Origin of the sequence: Pseudomonas sp. SWRI154 (assembly GCF_014268645.1) — a bacterium.
In the GTDB taxonomy this organism is placed as follows: Bacteria; Pseudomonadota; Gammaproteobacteria; order Pseudomonadales; family Pseudomonadaceae; genus Aquipseudomonas; species Aquipseudomonas marvdashtae.
Genome location: NZ_JABWQW010000005.1, coordinates 112,786 through 136,923 on the forward strand (window position 1 = coordinate 112,786; position 24,138 = coordinate 136,923).

Annotated in this window: 21 protein-coding genes; 12 read left to right on the forward strand and 9 right to left on the reverse strand. The window is 59.2% G+C overall.

Annotated features, from left to right (window positions below; all coding sequences use genetic code 11):
* Positions 1 to 12 precede the first annotated feature (12 nt).
* Both HU806_RS06605 and HU806_RS06610 read right to left on the reverse strand, forming a co-directional pair.
* Positions 13 to 1,011, reverse strand: a complete 999-nt coding sequence (locus HU806_RS06605; protein ID WP_186610623.1) for a FecR family protein — start codon at positions 1,009 to 1,011, stop codon at positions 13 to 15.
* Between the two features lie 152 nt (positions 1,012 to 1,163).
* On the reverse strand, positions 1,164 to 5,996 hold the full coding sequence (locus HU806_RS06610; protein WP_186610624.1) for a dermonecrotic toxin domain-containing protein: 4,833 nt from the start codon (positions 5,994 to 5,996) through the stop codon (positions 1,164 to 1,166).
* Between the two features lie 221 nt (positions 5,997 to 6,217).
* On the opposite strand from HU806_RS06610, the gene HU806_RS06615 reads away from it, so the two are divergent.
* Entirely contained in the window at positions 6,218 to 7,249 is a 1,032-nt protein-coding gene (locus tag HU806_RS06615; RefSeq protein ID WP_186610625.1) for an Ldh family oxidoreductase, read from the forward strand.
* Between the two features lie 65 nt (positions 7,250 to 7,314).
* On the opposite strand, the gene HU806_RS06620 is transcribed toward HU806_RS06615, so the two are convergent.
* Positions 7,315 to 7,632 (reverse strand): ElaB/YgaM/YqjD family protein, encoded by a 318-nt coding sequence (locus tag HU806_RS06620; protein ID WP_186610626.1) that lies wholly within the window; start codon positions 7,630 to 7,632, stop codon positions 7,315 to 7,317.
* 162 nt (positions 7,633 to 7,794) lie between these two features.
* Here HU806_RS06620 and HU806_RS06625 point away from each other — a divergent pair, with 162 nt between their 5' ends.
* Positions 7,795 to 8,049, forward strand: a complete 255-nt coding sequence (locus HU806_RS06625) for a hypothetical protein (protein ID WP_076384979.1) — start codon at positions 7,795 to 7,797, stop codon at positions 8,047 to 8,049.
* 3 nt (positions 8,050 to 8,052) lie between these two features.
* Here the strand turns inward: HU806_RS06625 and HU806_RS06630 are convergent, their stop codons facing one another.
* On the reverse strand, positions 8,053 to 8,961 hold the full coding sequence (locus tag HU806_RS06630; RefSeq protein ID WP_186610627.1) for a LysR family transcriptional regulator: 909 nt from the start codon (positions 8,959 to 8,961) through the stop codon (positions 8,053 to 8,055).
* A gap of 84 nt (positions 8,962 to 9,045) precedes the next feature.
* Between HU806_RS06630 and HU806_RS06635 the strand changes: the two genes are divergently transcribed.
* Positions 9,046 to 9,969, forward strand: a complete 924-nt coding sequence (locus HU806_RS06635) for a carbon-nitrogen hydrolase family protein (RefSeq protein ID WP_186610628.1) — start codon at positions 9,046 to 9,048, stop codon at positions 9,967 to 9,969.
* A gap of 1 nt (position 9,970) precedes the next feature.
* Here HU806_RS06635 and HU806_RS06640 read toward each other — a convergent pair whose 3' ends face one another.
* Positions 9,971 to 10,441 carry an LEA/WHy family protein gene (locus tag HU806_RS06640; protein WP_186610629.1) on the reverse strand — a complete coding sequence of 157 codons (471 nt, stop codon included), beginning with the start codon at positions 10,439 to 10,441 and terminating at the stop codon, positions 9,971 to 9,973.
* 252 nt (positions 10,442 to 10,693) lie between these two features.
* On the opposite strand from HU806_RS06640, the gene HU806_RS06645 reads away from it, so the two are divergent.
* The 4 genes from HU806_RS06645 (at position 10,694) to HU806_RS06660 (ending at position 13,554) form a co-directional block, all read left to right on the forward strand.
* The gene (locus HU806_RS06645; protein ID WP_186610630.1) at positions 10,694 to 11,410 is read left to right on the forward strand and encodes an HTH domain-containing protein; all 717 of its coding nucleotides are present in this window, start codon (positions 10,694 to 10,696) and stop codon (positions 11,408 to 11,410) included.
* Positions 11,411 to 11,461: 51 nt separating this feature from the next.
* Positions 11,462 to 11,803, forward strand: a complete 342-nt coding sequence (locus HU806_RS06650) for a nuclear transport factor 2 family protein (RefSeq protein ID WP_186610631.1) — start codon at positions 11,462 to 11,464, stop codon at positions 11,801 to 11,803.
* Between the two features lie 81 nt (positions 11,804 to 11,884).
* Positions 11,885 to 13,006 carry a cell division protein ZapE gene (zapE, locus tag HU806_RS06655; protein ID WP_186610632.1) on the forward strand — a complete coding sequence of 374 codons (1,122 nt, stop codon included), beginning with the start codon at positions 11,885 to 11,887 and terminating at the stop codon, positions 13,004 to 13,006.
* Between the two features lie 53 nt (positions 13,007 to 13,059).
* Positions 13,060 to 13,554 (forward strand): GNAT family N-acetyltransferase, encoded by a 495-nt coding sequence (locus HU806_RS06660; protein ID WP_186610633.1) that lies wholly within the window; start codon positions 13,060 to 13,062, stop codon positions 13,552 to 13,554.
* A gap of 19 nt (positions 13,555 to 13,573) precedes the next feature.
* Here HU806_RS06660 and HU806_RS06665 read toward each other — a convergent pair whose 3' ends face one another.
* Positions 13,574 to 15,313, reverse strand: a complete 1,740-nt coding sequence (locus HU806_RS06665) for a phosphoethanolamine transferase CptA (protein ID WP_186610634.1) — start codon at positions 15,311 to 15,313, stop codon at positions 13,574 to 13,576.
* A gap of 215 nt (positions 15,314 to 15,528) precedes the next feature.
* On the reverse strand, positions 15,529 to 15,702 hold the full coding sequence (locus HU806_RS06670; protein WP_186610635.1) for a DUF6026 family protein: 174 nt from the start codon (positions 15,700 to 15,702) through the stop codon (positions 15,529 to 15,531).
* Between the two features lie 249 nt (positions 15,703 to 15,951).
* Between HU806_RS06670 and gnd the strand changes: the two genes are divergently transcribed.
* The 4 genes from gnd (at position 15,952) to nhaA (ending at position 20,649) form a co-directional block, all read left to right on the forward strand.
* Positions 15,952 to 16,956: a phosphogluconate dehydrogenase (NAD(+)-dependent, decarboxylating) gene (gene gnd, locus HU806_RS06675; protein WP_346657158.1), complete on the forward strand. Its 1,005-nt coding sequence runs from the start codon at positions 15,952 to 15,954 to the stop codon at positions 16,954 to 16,956.
* Entirely contained in the window at positions 16,953 to 18,473 is a 1,521-nt protein-coding gene (gene zwf, locus HU806_RS06680; protein ID WP_186610637.1) for a glucose-6-phosphate dehydrogenase, read from the forward strand. The genes gnd and zwf overlap by 4 nt, the downstream gene beginning before the upstream one ends.
* Positions 18,470 to 19,291, forward strand: coding sequence for an HAD family hydrolase (locus tag HU806_RS06685; RefSeq protein ID WP_186610638.1), 822 nt, complete (start codon positions 18,470 to 18,472; stop codon positions 19,289 to 19,291). Before zwf ends, HU806_RS06685 begins: the two co-directional genes overlap by 4 nt.
* A 176-nt stretch (positions 19,292 to 19,467) precedes the next feature.
* Entirely contained in the window at positions 19,468 to 20,649 is a 1,182-nt protein-coding gene (nhaA, locus tag HU806_RS06690) for a Na+/H+ antiporter NhaA (RefSeq protein WP_186610639.1), read from the forward strand.
* A gap of 42 nt (positions 20,650 to 20,691) precedes the next feature.
* On the opposite strand, the gene HU806_RS06695 is transcribed toward nhaA, so the two are convergent.
* Both HU806_RS06695 and HU806_RS06700 read right to left on the reverse strand, forming a co-directional pair.
* Positions 20,692 to 21,981, reverse strand: a complete 1,290-nt coding sequence (locus HU806_RS06695; protein WP_186610640.1) for a delta-60 repeat-containing protein — start codon at positions 21,979 to 21,981, stop codon at positions 20,692 to 20,694.
* Positions 21,982 to 22,168: 187 nt separating this feature from the next.
* The gene (locus tag HU806_RS06700; protein WP_030142711.1) at positions 22,169 to 22,435 is read right to left on the reverse strand and encodes a hypothetical protein; all 267 of its coding nucleotides are present in this window, start codon (positions 22,433 to 22,435) and stop codon (positions 22,169 to 22,171) included.
* 341 nt (positions 22,436 to 22,776) lie between these two features.
* Here HU806_RS06700 and HU806_RS06705 point away from each other — a divergent pair, with 341 nt between their 5' ends.
* Complete coding sequence (locus HU806_RS06705; RefSeq protein ID WP_186610641.1) at positions 22,777 to 24,102, forward strand: sigma-54 dependent transcriptional regulator; 1,326 nt, start codon at positions 22,777 to 22,779, stop codon at positions 24,100 to 24,102.
* The last annotated feature ends 36 nt before the right edge of the window (positions 24,103 to 24,138 follow it).

The window sequence follows — 24,138 nt, forward strand, 5'->3', positions numbered from 1 at the left end:
GTGGCGGCTTTTTCAGTTTCGGGGTGGGCGGCCGATGGCGTTGAGCACCAGGTTGCCGTCCTTGTTCTGTGTCAGGTAGACCGGCAAGACCTTAGGCAACGTAGGCACGAGGTTCTTCACCTCGTTGAGGTTGTAGATACCGCCGATACGCAAGGTGCCCGTGCTGTTGTCGGCCAGCATGACGGGGTGGTCGAGATAGCGATTGATCAAAGGCAGAGCGTCCGAGAGGGCGAGGTTATCCAGCACCAGCTTGCCGTTACGCCACGCCAATGAACTGTCATCGACCCCGACCTCGCGAACCTGCGGTTGGAAATCGCCAGCCTTGTAGCTCGCCTGCATCCCGGGTGACAGCTGTGAACCGCCAGCATTGGACGCCTTGTTGCTGGTCACCCAAACGGAACCCTCCAGCAGCGTGACCCGTACCTGATCCTGATACATCCAGACGTTGAAACGCGTACCCGTCACGCGTACCTGGCCCTGGCCTGCCCGGACAACGAACGGATGCCGGGTATCATGGCTTACGTCGAAAAAAGCCTCGCCTTTTTTCAGCGTGACCCGACGCTCGTCCTTGTAGTTGGCGAACACCAGTTCGCTGCCCAGGTTGAGTTCTACCTGGCTGCCGTCGTCCAGGATGATCTGACGCACGCTCGTGCCGGCCTCGAATCGCTGATAGGCGTTGGGTAGCCATCCCAGGTTCCAACCGGTGAACGCGGCCAGGGGCAGGCCCAGGGCGAGCACCGTGGCAGCGATGGCCAACCGGTTCCAGCGGGACCGGGATCGGGGGCGCGGGGCGGCGGGCATCGGCTCGACACGCGGCAAGTGTTCGGCAGCGCCCCAGATTTCCAGCATGGCTTCGTATTCAAAGGCATGCAAGGGATCGGCGTCGTGCCATTGCTTGAATGCGAGCCGCTCGGTATTCGTGCAGTCATCGGCATGCAGACGCATGCACCAATGCGCGGCCGCATCGGTGATGGCGTCATATTCGGCTTCCGAGAGTATACGTTCGGTCATTGACTCTTCCTGGTTTGCCGCATTCTAACCTTCGGCATGAGCTGCCGAGAACAGCCGTTATGGCGTTTGAGCATCAATGAGCGTTTTTTTCTCGTGTCATAGCCTAGCGTCGCATACCGTGCGTGAAAAAAAGATCAACACCACCATCCAGATCACGACGCCACAACTTTGCGGGTGGGACTCACATCGAGTTGCCGTCCCAATTCACAAATCAAGAGCGTGATCGAGTCGGCGTTACGCAGCATGACGTCGATGCGCTTGTCCGGCAGAATCGGGTCGAGGAACGCGTCACGTGCGCCATTCATGTTTTCAGCGCCGGTTATCTTCAGGATTTCTCGGACGGTGTCCTTATACATAGGCAATTGCTCGATGTTCGTAAGCCTGTTGTCTGATTCATTCCATTGCGTAAACAGTTTTGATTTTGGTGTGGCCAAAGAAAATCCCTCCTCTTGCTTGACTTTTAGCGCTTCGTATTCCATTCGTCCCGAATGGGTCATTGTCGGAATCAAGTCCAGAAATGGATACGCCGCATCCAGGTAAACAATATCGAGTGTATTGAGCAGCAGATGGGAAGCTTCGTGGATGAAGGTGGCTGCCTGGCCATGCGCGTCGACATTGAAGTAATCGGGTACGGCGGACTTATACCAATCCAGTCCCATCTCGAAAAAATGTTGCGTGAGGTAAATTCTGTCGACTCTGGCGGGGTCCAGCACAAAGGCTGGCGCCCTGTCCCCTAAATGTTTAAGGCTGCCGACAACGATGTTTTCCCCATTCTGCTGCGCCCATAAAGGGTTGGCTAATGCCTGGCATATCGGTGAGATCGCTGCGTCTATTTTGCCGATAAGACTGGCGTCGACGGCGCTGACGCCAAAAAATGCCTTCAGGTAGGTATCCAGTCGCGAGCCTGCAAGCACCTGCCGTTTCAGTCGTTCTAGATTTGAAAGGGCGTTGGAGCAATAGAACCGTGCCGTCTCCAGCGCTTGCACGATCATATTGGCGCGATAAGGGTATTTCCTGCGTATCTGCGCCATGCCCCGCGCTTCGATATTCAATGACCCCTTGGCCTGTAAGTCACTGTAGGTGACGGCTATTTTCGACCCGGCCTTACCGAAGCGAATCGTCTGGCGCTGTGGGTCAATCGCCCATCTCGAGTCATCAGGCGAATACTTCAATAACGGTCCTTCGCCGTCGTCGTGAATGATTCGCCATGCCAGGCCGGCTTTTGCCACTTGATACACCTTGCCGGCGAGGGGAATGTATAGCTTGCCGGTTTCCACTGCCCTGTAGATTCCGTGCATCAAGTTTCGTTGAAGGTCCGAGAGACTGACATCCAAGGCTTCGAAGACTTGCAGGTCGGTGCGGGCCGACGCCGTGCATGCGATGTCCTTCCAGTCCAACGGTGGCGGGGTGCTCGCCGAAATGGGTTCGATGGGGTCAAGAAGGCCGAATGTATCATTGCGATTCAAAAAACCAAGGGAAACCATTTCCGCGGCGCCGGCGATAAAATTGTGCAGCCCGCTCTTCCAATCATGCCGCTGCAAGTCTTCGGCTGAATCCTTGAAATCCTGGTAGCTCTCCCAAAGTGTTTCCAAAAAGGACAGTTTGGCCGGTAACTGTTTGCCCAGCATCCTGACGCCGGTGCTGAACAGCTGGAGGACTGTGGCCCAATCAGACTGACGGTGGGGCTGGGTTTGCGCGGTCAACATATCTGCCAGTAACGCCGCATTGTCGTCATACAGCGTATGCAGAACATTTGTATTGATGGGGCTGAAGCCCAGGGTCATCTCCGATTGTTTCCCACGCGTGGAGGCGAAGAGATTTTTAAACGTGGCTTGCTGCTCCTTGGGAAGCCGGCGAATCAGCAAGTCCTGGAGCGCGCCGGGTGTGTTGAGTGCAGCGACGATGCTCTCTTCATTCTCGAACTCTTGTAACTGATCTCCGTCATGATAGGGCGAATAAAGGACGTGAGGGCTGGTTGCATCGTTAGCCGAACTGAACAGGTAGAGCCCCAACGCTTTGATCGCGGCGCCGCCTCCGGTCTTGATCAGTTCCAAAGGGCGGAAGAAGGCGCTGGTGCCTTCGACCGCTTGACGAGCGATGGCATCCGGCATGTCCATGACCTGCCGGACCAGGTCGAATGCCGTCGGCGAAAGATGTTGTTGTAGATACCGTGCGTGAGCGTACTGCAACAATTGCCAAGGGAGCTGTTGGCGAAAGCGCCGTTTCCTCGGCTGAGCGTCCGCAGCGCTGCCGGAAAGTGCTTGGGTTACATGGTTTTTATAGGTGCTCGGGATCTCTAGCGACGATAACATTTGCCGCACCGCCGTCTCGTTCAAACCACCGGGCAACGGCTGCGTGGACGTTGACGAAACCTTGAAACCCTTCTCGGTCACATCGACGTGATGCAAGGCAAAGTCGGTCAACGAACTGGCTGGCCCCACGATCGCCAGGTTGGGCGTGATCTGGATGGTTTCCGGGTCCAGGTTTTTCCGGGGAAAGCGCGCGTCCAATAGCGTTTGCAGTTTTTTCTGCACATAAGTTCGCAGGGGCTCGATGCCATCCAGGTAATCCTTGCCATCGGACACGCTGTTTTTATATTGCTCGACCACTTCTACGTGCACGCGTTTTTCTTCAAGGGGGGCCGTGCCAAGCCAGGCGGGTAGTTTCTGCTGGCGTTTATTTGCCTGGGCAATGGATTTGGCGCGTTTCAGATTGGTGGGCGCTCCTTTGTTCACGAGCGCCTGAAGAGTTTTGACCAGTGCCGGCCCGGTCAGTCGCCAATCGCCGGCTTTCAACGTGCTCAGATAGCCATATTCGGCCTCAAAGTGCTTGATAAACGAACTCATCCGATTTACCAGCACGTTGTCTTCGATCAGCTCATACGCATGGAGCTGGTAGCGTCTATGGGGCAAGCGTTGAGCGGCGGTGAGATTTTCGAGTAAGCCAAAGCGCCTTTGAGAGTCGAGCAGATGTTGATTCAATTTCTGGGTGGCAATCTCAATGGACGAAAAACCCTGCAAACCCTCGGCCGGGGTCCAAAGGATCGCCATGCCTGAGTAGGGCGTATCGAGTCCTCCACGCTCGGTTAATAAAAAACAATTGGCGAGAGGTAACTGAATCGTTTGGCCTTCTTCACTGCAAGCGAGTGTCAATGAATAGACATCCGGCCGAAAGCCCCTGACGGCTTTACGTTGTGAGCGGTCCGGGAAGTCTGAGTCGTAGGCAAAAACCGTTTTGATCAGATCATTCGCAATCGACGGCAGGCTTGAATCAAGTTCCCTGAGTTCGGCCTCGGCGCGGATACCCAACGAAAAAACATTGGTCAGTTCAGCCAGCAGCGGCCTGAGCTGGTTGTGCAGCGAAACGTCGGGGGAGGTCGGTAACTGACCAAAGAGGCCGTCGAAAGCTTCTTCCACATCGGCATAGCTGTTGATTTTTTTTTCCAATTGGTCGGCCATGAAATTGGATGGGCGCAGGTCACCATGAAATGCGGGATGCGTCCCCCAATGTCCTGCGGTTGGCTGACTCAAAAGGCTTTTGTTGATAAACGCACGTATATCCAGGGCCTTGTCGATAAGCGAGTGGATGTCGACATCGGCCTGGCGAGACATTTCCAGTGCGTAATGGAAGTTATTCTTCTGTTTTTCGATTATTGCGCTTGCCAGGGTTTCGGCTATCGGCAAGTCCAGTGCTTTTCCCGAGAGCTGCGGTTCATCAAAGCGCAGGAAGCGGTTACGCTCTTCCAGGCCCAGGAGGCTATAGATTTTTTCCTTTTCTACGCTGCTCGTGGATTGGCCGTACAGCCTGTCTTTGAAACCTGAATAGTTGCTTATCTTTTGAAAGCCTTCGAGGGGCGTATAAAGATAATGCCCCTTGGCGCTGATCATCATCGAACCGGCAAGTTCCACGAAGTGCGGTTCATATTCCCAGAGTCGAATGGTTTCGATGAACAGCAGTGGCTCGTCTCGGCCTGAGGGGCGGAATAACCGAAGCAGCTCACGACTCTGCTCATCCGTCAGTTGTTTTTTCTCCCGTTCGATCAGGATGGAGGCCCATAGTCCATCGTGAATGACACGAGATAGAAGTTTGCGTCGTGACATATAGAAAGAGGTTGTCGTTCCCTCCCAAAAGGCATCGATAGCGTTGATCAGTGTCGCGATCAGTGTTTTGGCCGTGTCCCTTATGAAGTCTTCCCATTGCTGCGCGGTGTAGGAGGATTCAGGCGTCCCGGGATGAGTCAGATCGATGTGATGGCCGGCAGGCCAGCCCTGATTATGAAAGTAGTCCAGGACTGCATCGCTCAGTGGGATGCTTTCAGTCACCGGGATTGCCTTCGGATCTCCCAAGTGAGTCCCCTTGATGAATGCCACTCGAATCTGTCGATGGTCCAGGCCTGGCGCCGCCTCGTTCAATACTTGGTCAAGCATCGACCTTAACGAGGGCATCTGGATAAGTTCATTCACCATGGCCAGAGCATTGATGCTCTGCGCGTTCTCGATGGATTCGAGCTGGGCCTTGAAAACATCCCCGACGACGATTTGCCTGGTTTGACTGATGTCGGTGGTGCTGTTCAATTCGCTACGCTGGGAGATCGACAGGAGGCGAAAGAGATCGTCGTGTTGCGCCGTGTCCTGGCGCATCTGCTCAATCTTTTCTTCGAGGGATGCCAGGTTGTCGAACTTTTCGATTCCACGACTGGGCGTATAGAGGAACGCCGGGGCGGTGCTGGTTTGGCTGTTGTTCGACGAGGCGCTGAGGGTGAAGCAGCCGGCCAGTGCAATGGGCGACTTTTCCTCCGCTTGCAACAGAATCGTTTCGGCGAACATCGGCGGCGTCTGCGCCGTACGTTGCGTATGGCTGGGCAAGGAGACATGGTGCAGCCAGTCGAGGTCGGCCTGCGTCAACCCACGGGGAGCGGTCAACTCGTCCAGGCGAGTGGCGTTCAATACCTCGGGAAATAGCAGTGGCGTGGTTTCTGTGGTCATCGTTGCTTCTCGATCAAGGCGCCGCAAGACGGCGCGAATGGGACACAAGCGCCCAGACTAGGCAACGATGGATGGGAGAAGGGGGTACATAGTTATTGCACGCCGGGCTTCTTTGGTCTGCGGCAGGGGAAGGATTGGCAGTGCGCGCCTGAAACAGTGTTTAATCACCCGGCGGGTCCTTTACGCTGTTGCTACCTCCAACAATCATTCCGGAGCTTCAGATGTCTGCGCCATCCGATCATGCCGCTTCTTGCACCTTGTCTTTCGATGCTCTGGTGAGCTTGCTGGAGCAGATTTTCCTGCGTCATGGCACGTCGACCGAAGTCGCCTGGTGCCTGGCGCAAAACTGCGCCGGGGCCGAGCGCGATGGAGCCCACAGTCATGGAGTGTTTCGCCTTCCCGGTTACGTCTCGACGCTGAACAGCGGCTGGGTCAACGGCAAGGCCGTGCCGGTGGTCGAAGACGTGGCGTCAGGCTTTGTCGCGGTGGATGCCGGTAACGGCTTTGCCCAGCCAGCCCTGGCCGCCGCGCGTCCATTGCTGGTGGAGAAGGCCCGCAGCGCCGGGATTGCGGTGCTGGCGATACGCAACTCCCATCACTTTGCGGCCCTGTGGCCGGATGTCGAACCGTTTGCCTATGAGGGTCTGGTAGCCCTGAGCGTGGTGAACAGCATGACCTGCGTAGTGCCCCACGGCGCGGACCGGCCTCTGTTTGGCACCAACCCGATTGCCTTCGCCGCGCCCCGGGCCAATGGCGAGCCGATTGTCTTCGACCTGGCCACCAGCGCCATCGCCCATGGCGATGTCCAGATTGCCGCGGGCAAAGGCGAGCTGCTGCCGCCAGGCATGGGCGTGGACAGCCTCGGCCAGCCGACCCGTGATCCCAAAGCCATCCTCGAAGGTGGAGCGCTCCTGCCATTTGGCGGGCACAAGGGCTCGGCGTTGTCGATGATGGTCGAGTTGCTGGCCGCAGCCCTGACGGGCGGAAATTTTTCGTTCGAGTTCGACTGGAGCAATCATCCCGGTGCGAAGACGCCGTGGACCGGGCAGTTACTGATCGTGATCGATCCGAGCAAGGCCGCCGGGCAAAGTTTTGCCGAACGCAGCCAGGAGCTGGTCAGGCAGATGCATGGCGTTGGATTGCGGCGATTGCCGGGGGATCGACGCCACCGTGAGCGGAGCAAGTCCAATGAGCGCGGGATTACGCTGGATGAGCAGACGATCGCGCAGCTGCGGGCGTTGGCGGGACAGTGAGTGCTTAAGGATTACAAGAGCGTTTATATGGCGAGGAAGTTCGCTTCATCGCCATCGGCCGGTGTTCAGCGCCGTCCGAGCAGCAATCCCACCACCAGCCCGAAACCCGCGGAAATCGCCACGGTCTGCCACGGATGCCCGCCGATATAGACCTCAGTGGCATCGACCATCGGACGGGTGCGCTCCCGGGCGTTGGCGACCGCATCCAATGCTTGTTGCAGCTTCTGCGCGATTTGGCCCCGAAGGTTTTCGGCATCTTCGCCAACCAGGGATGCACCGCTCTTGAGTAGTTTCTCCGACTCTTCGATCAGCGCTTTCAGTTCACTGAAGGCTTGATCCTTGATTTGTTCTCCGTTGGATTGTGCGGCGCTTTTACGGGCCATTGAGGTGCTCCTTGAGGATGATGGCAATGATCAGTGGAGTGCTTCGCTTGCTTGAAAGTTGCAGCATCTACGATGGGGCCGGGCAGGACATCTAAAATCATGGTTAAGACGTTTCAGCGCAAGGTGTAAGATGACGCCTATTTACGCGACAGGAAATTCCCCATGAGCTTCAATCTCGCTGATAAGCCCCTGGCCGAGCGCGCGGCGCTGGAAGATGAAAAATCCCGGCTCTTCGAGCTGTGGCAGAACAATTTGGGCAAGGCCAAGGGCGACGCTGCCCGGCTGTTCGGTGAACGTTCCAAGCGCAAGGGCAAGTGGTCAGAGTGGGTGCGCGCCGAGCTGGACGGCATGTCGCCACCGGAATACGCCAACATGGTGCGCAGCGAAGTCAATCGCCTGATGGCCGCCAATAAATAAACTTCAGGTGAAGGTTGCGACGATAGCTTCGCGTACCTTGCCCACTGCCGGGTCCATTTGCGCGTGGGTCCGCCAGCCCAGCTCGATAGGGTAGCGGGGCAGTGCCAGCGGGCAGGGCAGCAATGCCAGGCCGCTGAGCGCCGCGATGGCCTTGGCGGCATGCTCGGGAATAGTCGCCACGGCCTGGCTGCCCTTGAGCAGGAACGGCAGCGCGGCAAAGTGGGTGGTCGAGGCGCACACCTTGCGACGCAGGCCCAGCCCGGCCAGTCCTTCATCGGTGATGCCGATGAAGCCGCCGGACGACACCAGCAGATGTTCGCGCGCGACGAAGGCTTGCAAGGTCAGGCTATATGGGCCCTCTGTCAGGCTGGCCGGGTCGACGAGGCAGGCATAGTCGCCTTCGCCCAAGACCTGGCGGCTCAACAGCCGCTCGGTAAATCCTCCCGCTGTTATCGCCAGGTCCAGGCTGCGTTCCATCAAGGCCCGACCAACGATCTGGCTGTGGGTCTGGCGAAAAATCAAGCGCAGCCCTGGTGCCCGCCGCGCCACTTCCTCGATCAAGCGCCGTCCATGGGCGATTTCAAAATCATCGGACAACCCGACGATGACTGAGCGGCCTTCGTAGTTGTTCGCGCCCGGATCAACCATTGCCAGGCTCTGGCGACATTTGTCCAAGGCATCGCTGATCACCGGCTTCAGTTGATTGGCCCGCAACGTCGGCGCCAGGCCACGGCCGGTGCGCACGAACAATGGGTCGTCATACAAACCGCGAAGCCTGCGCAGGGCTGCACTGATAGCCGACTGGGTTACGCCCAGGCGCAGCGCGGCGCGGCTGGCGCTGGATTCATCGTGCAAGGCTTCGAAGGCTTTGAGCAGGTTCAGGTCGACATCGGCGATATTCATCTGATTCATATCTTTTAGCAGTGATCAGGGCTTTATTCATGATCGGCTTGCACTGGAGAATCGGCAACACCTGAAATCACGGAGTTGAAGATCATGCCAAAATCCATCGTCGCTGCCTTGCAGATTGGCTCGCTGCCCTCCGGCAAAGGCGAAACCCTGGCGCAGATCCTTTGCTACGAAGACGTCATCCGCCAAGCGGGAGCTCGCTTGGTGGTGATGCCCGAGGCGCTGCTGGGGGGTTATCCCAAGGGCGAGACGTTTGGCACGCAGTTGGGGTATCGATTGCCGGAAGGACGCGAAGCGTTTGCTCGCTATTTTGCCAACGCCATCGATGTGCCCGGCGCGGAAACCGAGGCGCTGGCGGGTCTTTCGGCGCGGACCGGGGCGAGCCTGGTGCTGGGTGTCATCGAGCGCGCCGGCAACACCTTGTACTGCACCGCCCTGTATTTCGAGCCTGATGCGGGCCTCGTGGCCAAGCATCGTAAATTGATGCCTACCGGCACCGAGCGCCTGATCTGGGGCAAGGGCGACGGCTCGACGCTGCCGGTGATTGAAAGCCAGGTCGGTCGTGTGGGAGCGGCGGTGTGTTGGGAAAACATGATGCCGCTGCTGCGTACGGCGATGTATGCCAAAGGCGTTGACGTCTGGTGCGCGCCGACGGTGGATGAGCGGGACATGTGGCAGGTGAGCATGCGCCATATCGCTCATGAAGGGCGATGCTTTGTGGTCAGCGCCTGCCAGGTCCAGGCGTCGCCGGCGGAGTTGGGCATCGAAGTCGCGAACTGGCCGGCGGAGCGCCCGTTGATTGCCGGTGGCAGCGTGATCGTCGGGCCCATGGGCGATGTGCTCGCCGGACCGTTGAAAGGCTCCGCCGGGCTGTTGACCGCCGAAATCGATACCGACGAGTTGGTGCGGGCGCGCTACGATTATGACGTGGTTGGGCACTACGCCCGGCCGGATGTTTTCGAACTGGTGGTGGACGAGCGGGCGAAACCGGGCGTGCGCTTCATGGCGTGATTCACCAAGTGGCCGAGGACCCCGGTAGATCGAGGGTTCCGCGGTCGACGAAACGCATCGTGCCGAACAATCCGCCAGCGAGTTTGCCCTTCAATACGTAGGGCAAGTTGTCCAGGCTCTGGGTCTGGCTCAGGCCCAGCGTCTGACGCAGGACTGAAAAGGCCGAGATGCTCACGGGTACGCTCAACAGGCCTTCCGAGAAGCGGGGTATCGAGCCGGCCTGGTCGCTGACCCCTGTCGCCAGCGTATGGCTGTTGACCTCCAGGTCCAGCGCCACGCCGTTATAGTCGATGGGGGTTTCGTTGGGGTTCTGCAGGCGCAGCTTTACGGCAAAGCGCATTTCCAAGCCCTGGCTGGGCAGCGGCTCGATCCCGACCACATTGATATTCAGCGGGTCACGGTGCGGGAAGAGCGCGCAGGCGCTGAGGCCGAGCAGCATCAGGATGAGGGAAAAGCCGAGGATGCTGCGCATGAATATGCTCTCTCATGTAAGAAACGTGTTGGCACCATAACTCAAGGCATATCCTTGAAACTTGCACATTCTGTGGCGAGGGGATTTATCCCCGCTGGACGCGCAGCGTCCCTGTCATTTTGCGGTCGCTACGCAACCGAGCGGGGATAAATCCCCTCGCCACCCTGCGTAGGTCTTTGCATTTTCTACTGACAGTTTCTGACACCAGCGTCTGCTAATCTGCTGCAACTTTCCCCTGCGGACCCTTTTATTGTGTCGCGAACCACTCGGCTGCTCACTTTGCTGCAAGTCTTGCGGGGCAAGCGATGCCCGGTTACTGCCGCGACATTGGCGGCCGAGCTGAAGGTGTCCGAACGCACGCTCTATCGCGATATCGCCGAACTCACGGCCTTGGGCGCACCGATCCAGGGCGAGGCGGGCATCGGTTATGTGTTGCGCAGCGGCCTGTTCCTGCCACCCTTGATGTTCACCGCCGACGAAATCGAGGCCATTGTGCTGGGCTTGCGCTACGTCGACCAACGCGGCGACGAAGTGCTCGGCAAGGCCGCCGCCGATGCCTTGGCGAAAGTCGAGGCGGTGCTGGCTCCGGGCTTGCGCGACGCCTTGCACAACCCCACCGTGTTGCCCGGTCCGCCGGGCTATGGCTACCCGAGCAACACGGTGGAACTGAATGTCTACCGCCAGGCCATTCGCACTCAAGCCAAGCTGCATATTGATTACGCCGACGTCAACAAGACCCCGAGCCAACGGTTGATCTGGCCCCTGGCGCTGGGTTTTTTCAACGAGGCTCGGGTGGTGGTGGCCTGGTGTGAGTTGCGCGGTGCCTATCGGACCTTTCGCACTGACCGGATTGCCTGCGCCACTGCCCAGGGCGAGCGCTATCCCGGCAGGCGCAGCGACTTGTTGCGCGCCTGGCTTGCGCTGATGAACCTCGATGAAACCGGGCGCTTCACTCCTGACAAAAACTGACACAACGCTGTTTTAGCATGGCTTCGGATCGATACAACAAGGAGCCATGACATGTCCCATTCCGTCTCTTCCCTAGCCCCGGCCATCGCCGGTTATCTTGCCGCCGCGAATGCCCGCGACAGCTCGGCGGCGACGCGTTTTTTCGCGGAGAATGCCAGCGTGTTCGATGAAGGCAACCATCAGGTCGGTACACAGGCCATCGCCCAATGGATGGAAGACACCGCGCAACGTTTCCAGCCACGGGTCGAAGTCCTCAACGTGCAGCAACGGACCGGGAAGGTGCTGGTGCAGAATCTGATCTCTGGCACCTTTCCCGGCAGCCCGCTGGAGCTGCGCTATACCTTCCGGCTCGATGAGCAGGGGAAAATCAGTCGGTTGGATATCTCTGTGTAGCGAGCAGCGCTGTTTTTGGGGGATATTCCGGGATCCTGGCCATGGCATACTCCCCACCTTCGCTTTACGGACCTGGCCTGCATGACTTTCAATTCCCCCTTGAGCGCTTGGCAGCATGCCATCGAACATCATGGTTTCGTCCAGGACGAAGCCCAGGAACTGGCGATCATGGCGCTGGAGCAATGTCACAAGGCGTTGCATGAAGGCGGCAAGTCGATCAAAGGCGTCTATCTGTGGGGGCCGGTCGGGCGGGGCAAGACGTGGCTCATGGATCGTTTCTACGAAAGCCTCAAGGTTCCGGCTCGCAGACAGCACTTCCATCACTTCATGGCCTGGGTGCACCAACGCTCGTTCCAGCTCACCGGCACCCCGGACCCGCTGCAAGCCTTGGCCCGTGAATTGAGCCAGGAAGTTCGGGTACTGTGCTTTGACGAACTGTTCGTCACGGACATCGGCGATGCGATTATCCTTGGCCGTCTTTTCCAAGTGATGTTCGAGCTGGGCATGGTGGTGGTCAGCACGTCCAACCTGCCGCCGGACGAACTCTATGCCAGCGGGCACAATCGTGAGCGATTCCTGCCGACCATCACGGCCATCAAGCAGCACATGCAGGTGGTGCCGGTGAACGGCTGGCAAGATCACCGCCAGCACCCCGGCACCCTGCAGCAGCGCTATTGGGTGCGCGAGCCGGGCCAACCCGATCCGCTGGCCAATGTCTTCGGCCAGTTGAGCGCGGGGCAGACGTCCGGCAACCAAGCGATCGAGGTCGGTCATCGACAGGTCGTTCCAGTCCAGGCCAGCGACACGGTGCTCTGGAGTCGTTACCCGGACCTTTGCGATCAACCGTTTTCAGCCGTGGATTTCATGGCCCTGTGCGACCGTTTCAGGGCCATCCTCCTCAGTGATGTGCCTGCCCTGAGCGCCGAGCAACGGGAAGGGCGTATTGCCCGCGGCACCGAAGACGGGGTCGAGCGGGTCGAGGCCGGTGATCGTGAACTGCCGCAGCTGTCGATTCACGACGATGGCGTCCGGCGTTTCATTGCCCTGGTCGATGAGTGTTACGACCGCAAGGTGCCGTTGTATCTGTCGGCACAGGTGCCGATGGACCAGTTGTACACCGAGGGCTATCTGCAATTTCCGTTTCGCCGTACTCTCAGTCGCCTCCAGGAAATGCAATTGCAGCGTTTCGGCCAGCCCGCCTGAATTCAACCCTGCCGACGGCAAGCCGCCGGCCTTATCGAACGAGATCCAAGATCATGGAAGAAGCCAACGACATCCTTGTATTGCAAGCCAGCTACACCAACCCGATCCACGCGGAAGCGATCTGCCATGTGCTCAATGGTTATGCCGAGGATCCGATGGGGGGCGGCCATTCGCTGCCGGCCGAGGTGCTGTCGCATCTGCCTGAAGAATTGGCCAAGCGGCCGCACGCCTTCAGCGTGCTGGCATTCGTCAACGGCGAACCGGCGGGGTTGGTCAACTGCTTCGAAGGGTTCTCGACCTTTGCCTGCCGTCCCTTGGTGAACGTCCATGACGTTGCCGTGATGCCAGCGTTTCGCGGGCTGGGGTTGAGCCAGAAGATGTTGCAGAAAGTCGAAGACATTGCCCGCCAGCGCGGGTGCTGCAAGATCACCCTGGAAGTACTGGAAGGCAACGCCGTGGCCCAGGCCAGTTACGCCAAGTTCGGCTTCGCCGCGGGCATGTTCGACCCCGCCCACGGCCGCATGCTGTTCTGGATAAAGCCTTTATAGCGGACGAACGAGCTTTCGCTCATTTCTGTACGACCTGGCCCGCCGGCCCCTTGGGCTGCATCAGGCTGAAATCGATCAGCGCCTTGTGCTGGCTCTGGTAAGGGTTGCCGATCAGCAACGGCCGGGGCTTGAAGGCATCGCTGACCAGGCTTTTGCTGCGGTCGAGCTCATCAAAGTTCAAGCCTGCCATGTCCGCCCAGGTGTGAATCAGGTGCGAGCTGCTGTAGGGGCGTGACAGATCGCCCGCGAAATTCCAGTCATGGGTTTCGCGCCACTTGGGCGAGGCCCAGGCCATGAACGGGATGGTGTACATCGGCGCCGTCGGCTTGCCTTCGTTGCGCCCCAGTGTGCCATGCCCTGGCGAGTCGAAAACGTCCTCGCCGTGATCCGACAGGTACAGCAGGAAGCCGTTGGGGTCGGTCTTGGCGTAGTCCTTGATCAGGCTGGACACGACGAAGTCGTTGTACAGCACGGCGTTGTCATAGCTGTTGTAGGTCGGGACCTGATCGTCGCGCACCCCGGCGGGTACGCCCTGGCGGTCGGTGAATTTGTTGAACGTCGGCGGATAGCGGTACTGATAGCTCATGTGGGTGCCGAGCAGGTGCACCACGATCAGCTTGCGCGGCGCGGTGTCGGCCAGGGCCTTGTTGAACGGCTCGATCACGTCGCCATCGTATTGCGCGGCGTTCTGGTTGCGATTGTTGTTCAGGTAGACCTGCTCATCTGCTTGTTGAGAAAACGTCGTGAGCATGGTGTTGCGCTTGGTCATGGTCTGCTGGTTGGTGATCCAGAAGGTCTTGTAGCCAGCCTGTTTCATCATGCTCACCAGCGACGGCGTGCTCAGGTAGAGGTCCGGATTTTCCTCGTCGGCGAAGGTCAGCACCTGCTGCAGCGCTTCAATGGTGTAGGGGCGCGGGGTGATGACGTTGTCGAAGACCGATAACTGGTCCTTGAGCTTGTCCAGCTCCGGCGTGGTTTCTCTCGGATAACCGTACACGCTCATGCGCTGGCGGTTGGTGGACTCGCCGATGACCAGCACCAAGGTTGCGGGCTGGTCGGCCATGGTGTCCTTGAGGTTGCGCAACGGGGCGATCTTGCTGGTGCTGTGAAGCATGCCTTGCATGTTTTCCAGCTGTTCACCGTAACGACGATACGCCACCAGCATTTGCCATGGCACGGCCGGCTCGATGCGGTCCTCGAATTTCTCCAGGCCGCCGGCGAGCGTGCCGGTGCGCAGGGTCTGCTTGACCAGGGGATAACCGACCACGGCGACCAGGATCAGGGCGGCGGCGACCATCGCCTGGCCCCGAGGCAGGTACACCGGGCGCAGGCGCGTCCAGAGGAAATAGCCAACCAGGGTATGCGCCAGGAACGCCGGCACCATCCACCAGGCAAAATACTGGGTCATGTATTCGCCCGCTTCGGACACGTTCGACTCGAACATGATGAAGATGACGCTTTGGGAAAATTCCTGCTGGTAAATGAAGAAATAGCCCAGGCTGGCCATGGAGCAGGCCCACAGCACGACACCGATCACTGCGGCAAGCAGGCGGGTGCGGGCGGGGAGCAGCAGCAAGGGTGCCAGCCACACCGCACTCATGACGAAGGCTTGGCGAAACCCGGTGAAGCCGGAGGTGTCGCTTAACAGGATAAGCAGTTGGGTGATGCCGGAAAAATACCAGAAGAACAAAAACAGCCAGCCGAACCCGGCCCAGTCGAAACCTTTCGCAGTCGTTTTGCTGCGTTTGAACACACTCATCAAGCGCTCCAGCCTTCACCGACGAAGCTGCTGGCACCGGATTGATGCTCACAGGCAAGCGTCGTAACTATTTGTAAGGGCGGGAGTATTGCGGGGAGGGTGTGAAAACTTTGTGAGTTTTCCGGTTACAAAAAATCTTCAGGCCGAACGCCGTCGTGGCAGTGACACCGGCTTGCCCGGCGTCACTTCAAGTACCAAAACTCTCTGGCGTTGGATCAGCGAGCCAACGCCTGGCCCTGGTAGGAGAGTTGTGCGTGTTGCAACTGCATGCGCAGCTGCGCCACTTCATCGAGCAGCAGATCACGCTCTTCTTTCAGCAGGCGTAATTCGTCGCGACGAATGGTCACGTAAAGGGTCTGAGGAGGACGTGCGGTAACGACAGGGCCCATTGCTCACCTCGCAAATGGCTACATCAACTAGAGAGATGTCGTCAGTTTCTTGGCGACAATTCTTTATCGGCACCAATTCTGAATACTTTTGCCCGTTGATGGAACTTTTTTATTTTTCATGGTCGGCGTGTCTTCCGCCGGTTTTTGAACGTTATCCTTTGTGATCGGGCGATTTAACCCGGAAACTATGCGGCAATGCTCTGGACTAACCTCCACTAGTCGATTGCGTTTCATCTTTGACACACCTTTATTTGTAGTAGGGAGCATCAGCACATGCAACTCGGGATCATTGGACTGGGCCGCATGGGCGGCAATATTGCGCGGCGCCTGATGCTCAATGGGCACACCACCGTCGTGTATGACCGCAATGCCGCTTTTGTCGAAAACCTGAGCCAGGAAGGCGCAACGGGCGTCGCGGATTTGCCGGCGCTGGTCGCCGCCCTGGAAAAACCGCGAGCGGTCTGGGTCATGCTGCCCGCTGGCGCACCCACCGAAGACACCATCACCGCGCTGAGCGGGTTGCTGGAGCCGGGCGACGTCATCATCGATGGCGGCAACACGTACTACAAGGACGACATCCGTCGCGCCCAGGCGCTCTCGGAACAAGGCTTGGGCTACATCGACGTCGGCACCTCCGGCGGCGTCTGGGGCCTTGAGCGCGGCTATTGCATGATGATCGGCGGTGACGTCGAAGTCGTGAAGCGCCTGGACCCGTTGTTCGCCAGCCTGGCGCCGGGCATGGGCGATATCCCACGCACCCGCGACCGCAAGTCCGACGACGACCGCGCCGAACGTGGCTACATCCATGCGGGCCCGGCCGGCTCCGGTCATTTCGTCAAGATGATCCACAACGGCATCGAATACGGAATGATGCAGGCCTTTGCCGAAGGCTTCGATATCCTCAAGACCAAATCCAGCGAGAGCCTGCCGCCAGAGCAGCGTTTCGACCTGAACCTGGCTGATATCGCCGAAGTCTGGCGCCGTGGCAGCGTGGTGTCGTCCTGGCTGCTGGACCTGACCGCCGACGCATTGGCCAGCGATCCGAAGCTGGACGGGTTTTCCGGTGAAGTCGCCGACAGCGGTGAAGGGCGTTGGACCATCGAAGCCGCCATCGAGCAAGCGGTGCCGGTGCCGGTACTGTCCAGTTCGCTGTTCGCGCGTTTCCGCTCCCGTCAGCAAGCCACCTATGGCGACAAGATGCTCTCAGCCATGCGTTTCGGCTTCGGCGGCCATGTGGAGACGCCGAAAAAATGACCTCGATCGGCAGGAAATCCAAGGCAGAACCCGCGCCACCGACCACGTTGTTCCTGTTCGGTGCCCACGGCGACTTGGTCAAGCGTCTGCTGATGCCGGCGCTTTACCACCTCAGTCGTGACGGGCTGTTGGGTGATGGCCTGCAGATCGTCGGTGTCGACCACAACGCTATCAGCGATGTGGACTTTGCAAAAAAACTCGAGGATTTCATCCGTAACGAAGCGGCGAGCAAGGGCGGCGATGCCGACCGCGCACTCGATCCGGCGCTGTGGACCAAGCTGGCCCGGGGCATCAGTTATGTCCAGGGTGATTTTCTCGATGACAGCACCTACCAAGCGCTGGCGGCGAAAATCGCCGCCAGCGGCACCGGCAATGCGGTCTTCTACCTGGCGACCGCGCCACGTTTTTTCAGTGAAGTGGTTCGTCGCCTCGGCGCGGCCGGGCTGCTTCAGGAGCAGGATGAGGCGTTCCGGCGTGTGGTGATCGAGAAGCCGTTCGGCTCCGACCTGCAAACCGCCGAGGCGCTCAATGCCTGCCTGCTCAAGGTCATGAGCGAGAAACAGATCTATCGGATCGACCATTACCTGGGCAAGGAGACGGTACAGAACATTCTCGTCAGCCGCTTCTCCAACAGCCTGTTCGAGGCGTTCTGGAACAACCACTACATCGACCACGTACAGATTACCGCTGCCGAAACGGTCGGCGTGGAGACCCGGGGCAGTTTCTACGAGCACACCGGCGCGCTGCGGGACATGGTCCCTAACCATTTGTTCCAGTTGCTGGCGATGGTGGCGATGGAGCCGCCGGCCGCGTTCGGCGCCGATGCCGTGCGTGGCGAGAAGGCCAAGGTGGTGGGGGCGATCCGGCCCTGGTCGGTGGAGCAGGCCCGGGCCAACTCGGTGCGTGGCCAGTACACCGCAGGCCAGGTAAATGGCCAGTCTGTCAGTGGTTACCGGGAGGAAACCAACGTAGCGCCCGATAGCAACACCGAAACCTACGTCGCCCTTAAGGTCATGATCGATAACTGGCGCTGGGTAGGCGTGCCGTTCTACCTGCGCACCGGCAAGCGCATGAGCGTGCGCGACACCGAAATCGTCATCTGCTTCAAGCCGGCGCCTTATGCGCAGTTTCGCGACACCGAAGTCGACGAATTGCAACCCACGTACTTGAGAATCCAGATTCAGCCCAACGAAGGCATGTGGTTCGACCTGCTGGCCAAACGGCCAGGGCCGGCACTCGACATGGCCAATATCGAGTTGGGCTTTGCCTATAAGGACTTCTTTGAAATGCAGCCGTCAACGGGTTACGAGACCTTGATCTACGATTGCCTGACGGGCGACCAGACGCTGTTCCAGCGTGCCGACAATATTGAGAACGGCTGGCGTGCGGTGCAGCCGTTCCTCGATGCCTGGCGTGAGGACGCCGCTGTCCAGCCGTACCAGGCCGGGGAAGACGGTCCGACCGCCGCCCACGATCTGCTGACTCGCGACGGTCGCGTCTGGCACGGCCTCGGATGAGTGGCCAGCCGAAACACCCCATCCGTTTTTTGCTCAGCGACATGGACGGCACGCTGCTGCTGCCCGACCACAGCCTGAACCAGCGCACCATCGAAGCGGTTCGCTCATTACGCGAGGCTGGTGTGCTGTTCAGCCTGGCCACCGGGCGTCCGCCCCGGGCCATGTTGCAGCAGATCGAAGCCCTGGGCGTCGATTTGCCGACCGCAGCCTTCAACGGCGGCACGCTGGTGCATCCGGACGGCAGTTTTCTCTCCGTGCACTATCTGCCACCCGAGGCGGCACTGAGCACGCTGGCCCTGTACGCCGATCAGCCGGATATCGAGGTATGGGTATTTGCCGACGGCGATTGGTTGGTACGCGATGCCAACGGCCCCATGGTGCCAGTGGAAACGCGTGGGCTAGGTTATCCGCCCGTGGAAGTGCAGAGCTTCGAGCCTTACCTGGAGCGCATCGACAAGATCGTCGCGACCAGCGCCAACACCGATCTGCTGGTGGAACTCGAGGCGCGGCTGCATCCGCTGCTCAAGGGCCAGGCCCAAGTGTCCCGTTCACAACCGATCTATCTCGACGTGACAGCCATGAAGGCCAACAAAGGGCAAGCCTTGTCGACCCTGGCTGACTTCCTGGGCGTGCCGCTGGAACAGACGGCTGCGATGGGGGACGGCGGCAACGACCCGGCGATGTTCCACCGGGCGGGCTTCTCGATTGCGATGGGTCAGGCGGAGGAGGCGATCAAGCGCCAGGCTGACGTGATTACCGCAGCCAACACCGAGGATGGCGCGGCATTGGCGATCGAGCGGTACATCCTGCCCAAATAACGTCACAGGTCTCCTGGGAGGAGCGTGCAGGCTCGTTCCACCCATGGGACCTCACTCCAGCCGCCACGCCCGTTTTTACCTGCCCCGATTTTGTTTCCATGAAGTTGTAAGACAACTGCCCGGCACGCCTGAGTATTGGGTAGAATCCGGTGCTGATCGGACAACAGGAGGAAACAATGGGGAATAGCTCAACTCAGGGCGGTGATTCGCGCGCGGCCACGCCACTCGAACGCTTCATGCAATCGGAATCCTCAGGCGGCATCGTGCTCATGCTTTCGGCGCTCGCCGCGCTGATCGTGGCTAACAGCCCGCTGTTCGCAAGTTATACCAAAGCGCTGCATGCTTCTTTTCTGGGCATGTCCGTCGAGCATTGGGTCAATGATGCGTTGATGGCAGTGTTCTTTCTTCTGGTAGGCCTCGAAATCAAGCGCGAGATGCAGGTTGGGGAGCTGGCCAAATGGAGCCAGAGAGCGCTGCCGGGTTTCGCAGCGCTGGGGGGCATGATTGTGCCTGCCCTTATTTACGCCTGGGTCAACAGGAGTTCTGCTGAAACGTTGGCGGGTTGGGCCATCCCGGCCGCCACCGACATCGCGTTTGCGCTAGGCGTGCTCTCGCTGTTGGGCAACCGAGTGCCAATGTCCCTGAAGGTCTTTCTCTCCGCCCTCGCCATTCTGGATGACTTGGGCGCGGTCGCCATCATCGCCGTCTTCTATAGCGCCGGCCTGGATGTGACCATGCTTGCGGCATCCGCCGCGGTGATCGCCGTGCTGCTGATCATGAACAAGGCCGGGGTCATCCGGCTGTTGCCCTATCTGGTGCTAGGGGCGGTGCTGTGGGTGCTGGTGCTCAAATCTGGCGTACACGCCACGCTGGCGGGTGTCGCACTTGCCTTTTGCATCCCGCTGAACAAAGACGCCGATGAAGCGAAGTCTCCGTCGCTCAGGCTTGAGCGGCGGTTATCGCCGTGGGTTGCTTTCGTCGTGATGCCCATTTTTGGCTTTGCCAATGCGGGCGTTTCTCTGGCCGGCGTGTCTTTGAGCAGCCTGCTTGATCCCGTGCCATTGGGCGTCGCTGCAGGACTGTTGCTGGGTAAGCAGATAGGTGTCTTCACCTTCGCGCTGGTGGCGATCAAGAGCGGGCTGGCGCAAATGCCGACCCACAGTTCGTGGCGGCAGGTGTATGGGGTGGCGTTGTTGTGCGGGATCGGGTTCACGATGAGCTTGTTTATAGGAAACCTGGCGTTCCCAGGCTCCCAGCTGCTCATTGATGAGGTCAAGGTTGGCGTATTGGCCGGTTCTACCCTGGCTGCACTCGCAGGCATCCTGGTGCTGCGTTTCTTTGCCTCTTCGAAGGCATGAGTAATGCCCGCCTGATGGCGGGCCGGAAATTGGAGGCGGTGCTTAGGCCCAATATCGCATCACGACGGCCTTTGGGCTGCCATGCAACGAGTAACCGCCTACCAGTATTTTCCCATCGGCTTGTGCGGCCACGGACGTAGCGGTATCGAGACTGTAGCCGAGCCGAGTGCGGACCCAGCCCTGGCCCTGGCCAAAATTCGGGTCGAGATGGCCGTCCGACAGATGTCGGGCCAGGACGAAATCGGCCTCGATACCCCCGATGGTTGCACCGGCGGTCAGTACCTTTGCGTCCGGCTGGATCTGGGCTGCCATCCATTGACTGGCAGTGTTGCCAAACGCCAAGAGGCGGCACGGGTCCTCGTTGGCCCCATGGGCCGGTTGGCCATCCTGTCGAATCTTCAGCGACAGGCAATGCATCGGGTCTCGGCTGCTGCCGAACGCCTGCAAATCACCGTTCCCGTGCTGGACGACTTGGCTGATCATTACGCTGCGGCCCTGGGCCCCGATGGACAGGAAGCCGTCCTCAGCAAAGCTGTCATCGAGCTTGCCGGTGGAATCGTAGCGCACCACCAATCCGCGCTGGGGCAAGTCGATGACACCCCCTGCGATGACGCTGCCGTCTGCCTGCAGGCTCAGGCAGCCCAACCAGGTATTTTTCAGCAGCCGCCGGACCATCACGAAACCGCGACTGTTGAACGAGCTGTCCAGCGAGCCGTCGGGCAATAGGCGGATCAGCACCCCGACATGATCGGACATCTGGAAATGATGGTTGGCCAGCAGGAGTATCCCGCCATCGGCCTGCACTCGGATGTCGCAAGCCTCCATCCCAGGCACGCCGGGCGGCAGCCAGGGATCACGCAACCCTTGGGAAAGATTGCCGCACAGCCGGACGACCTGTTTCCCGGCCTCGCCGAAGCCTGGGACGGGACGGCCATGCGGGTCGAACAATGCCAGGGCGGGAAGGGTATGGTTGGTCTCTTCGTAGTGCAGGCCTGACAACAGGATATTTCCGTCGGGCAGTTCAACGACTTTGCCCGCTGTGGCTTCGCAACCCTTTTCAAACGACCCGACGATGTAGCCTTGGGCCGCAAAGCTCTTGTCGATCGAGCCGTGCGCAGTGAGTCGCGTCAGGCCGAAGCGGCAACCCTGGGGCGTATTGACTCGGGCTGCGAGCAAGATCCGGCCAGCCTGGTCAATGGTCAGTCCGGTGGTGTGGCTTGAAGTGTCGTCGGCGAAACGAACCCAGGCTTTGCCGGCGTCGGCAAAGCCTGAATCGAGTTGACCGGGATAAGTCGCGGGTGTCGCAAGCACGAGTGCGGATTGATCGAACATGCAGGCCTCTCCTTGCGCATCGACCGTCCCGAAGAGGGAGGTGATTGCATGACGCCAGACATTCAATCCGCGAATCTGATAATGCACAACTGTCAGGTCTTACAGTTGTGAGGACAATTCGTGCCAAAACAGTGGCTTTTCAATCCAGTACCAAGCCGGCAAATCATTACCGGCTGGCAGGAAGTGTTTATTCAGGCATGGACCAGGATTGCAGTTTGTAACCTTCCTGGCTCAATTCAGCGCGCGCCTGTTTCAACAGGTCGGCCAGTTGGGCCGGGTCGGTGTAGGCGCTGCTTGGAATCTGAGTGCGACCAATGTGCGTATTGGTGCGGTCGATGACGGTCAGGCTCAGTTCGCCGTTACCGTCTTGTGGAGCCCAGGCCACGCATTGGAAAGGACGGAATGCGCGGTCGGCAATCAAAAGAGCTTCGTTGATACGGAGCGGGGCGTTCATGGCGTTATCTCTCAAAAGTGCCCATTCAAATGATGTGCCGTCGGTTGGGCTTACCGTGCGGCTGGTTACTTGTACTGATGCCCCGAACCGGGGCACAGGTCACACAATCTACAAATAAATTTCGATTTTCTTTCAGACCCGGGTTTTGCGCTTTTGTTTGAAAGCTTCCTGAAAGATTCAAGTAAGCGGCAACTAACGAAACGCCGCCTTATAACCACTTTCAGCGCGCTTCAATAATCAATTGATACAAGCAGCCGTCAACTTCTTGCTACTGTTACAGGCAGGTTCGCCAAACGCCTGTTTCTACTCATATTTCTTATTTTTGGCGCCAAGGATCAGTCATGATCGAAGCCAGTACGTCACGTCGTCTGCTCGTGGTTGATCCCTGCGATGATTGCCATCGCTTGTTGCCCGGTCTGCGGACGGTGGGCTGGGACGTCGAGAGTTGCTCCCTTGAGCATGCCGGGGACCGGACATGCGACGTCGGTCTGTTGCGCTTGCAACCGGCACATCTGGAGCGCCCCGAAGCGGTCAAGGAACTGATCAGCCGCAGCGGCACCGAATGGATCGCCGTGCTCAACCAGGAAGTGCTGCGCCTGAAGAATGTCGGCGATTTTGTCTGCGAGTGGTTTTTCGATTTCCATACCCTGCCGTTCGACGTGTCCCGGGTCCAGGTGACCCTGGGGCGCGCATTCGGCATGGCGCGCCTGCGGGGACAGGGCTCGATTCACATTGATGAGCCTGAACACGAGCTGCTGGGCGACAGCAAACCCATCCGCGAACTGCGAAAGTTATTGGCCAAGCTGGCGCCCGCCGAATCACCGGTATTGATTCGTGGTGAAAGCGGCACCGGCAAGGAACTGGTCGCCCACACGTTGCATCGCCAGTCTCATCGGCGTAACAAACCGTTCATTGCGATCAATTGCGGAGCGATCCCCGAACACCTGATCCAGTCTGAATTGTTTGGCCACGAGAAGGGTGCTTTCACCGGCGCCCACCAGCGCAAGATCGGGCGAATCGAAGCGGCTCATGGCGGCACGCTGTTTCTCGACGAAGTCGGCGATCTGCCGCTGGAGCTGCAAGCCAACCTGCTGCGTTTCCTTCAGGAAAAACACATTGAGCGAGTGGGCGGCAGCCAGCCAATTCCGGTCGACGTGCGCATACTGGCCGCGACTCATGTGGATCTGGAAGCTGCGATCGAGCAAAGGCGTTTTCGCGAGGATTTGTACTATCGCTTGAACGTCCTGCAAGTGGCCATGGCGCCATTGCGTGAACGCCATGGCGACCTGGCGATGCTTGCCAGCCATTTTTCGCATTTCTACAGCCATGAAACCGGTCGTCGTTCTCGCAGCTTCAGCGAAGATGCGCTGGTGGCGATGGGCATGCACGACTGGCCCGGTAATGTGCGGGAGCTGGCCAATCGGGTTCGACGCGGCCTGGTGCTGGCGGAGGGGCGGCAGATCGAAGCCCGTGACCTGGGCCTGGCCAGCCGTCAAGGCGTGACTGCGCCGATGGGCACACTGGAAGACTACAAGACCCGCGCCGAGCGCCAGGCGCTGAGCGATGTGCTCAACCGCCACAGCGACAACCTGAGTGTGGCGGCCAGGGTGCTAGGCGTATCACGACCGACTTTCTATCGGTTGTTGCACAAGCATCAGATTCGCTAGAACTTACGATCAGACCTTGTGGCAGCGCACTTGCCT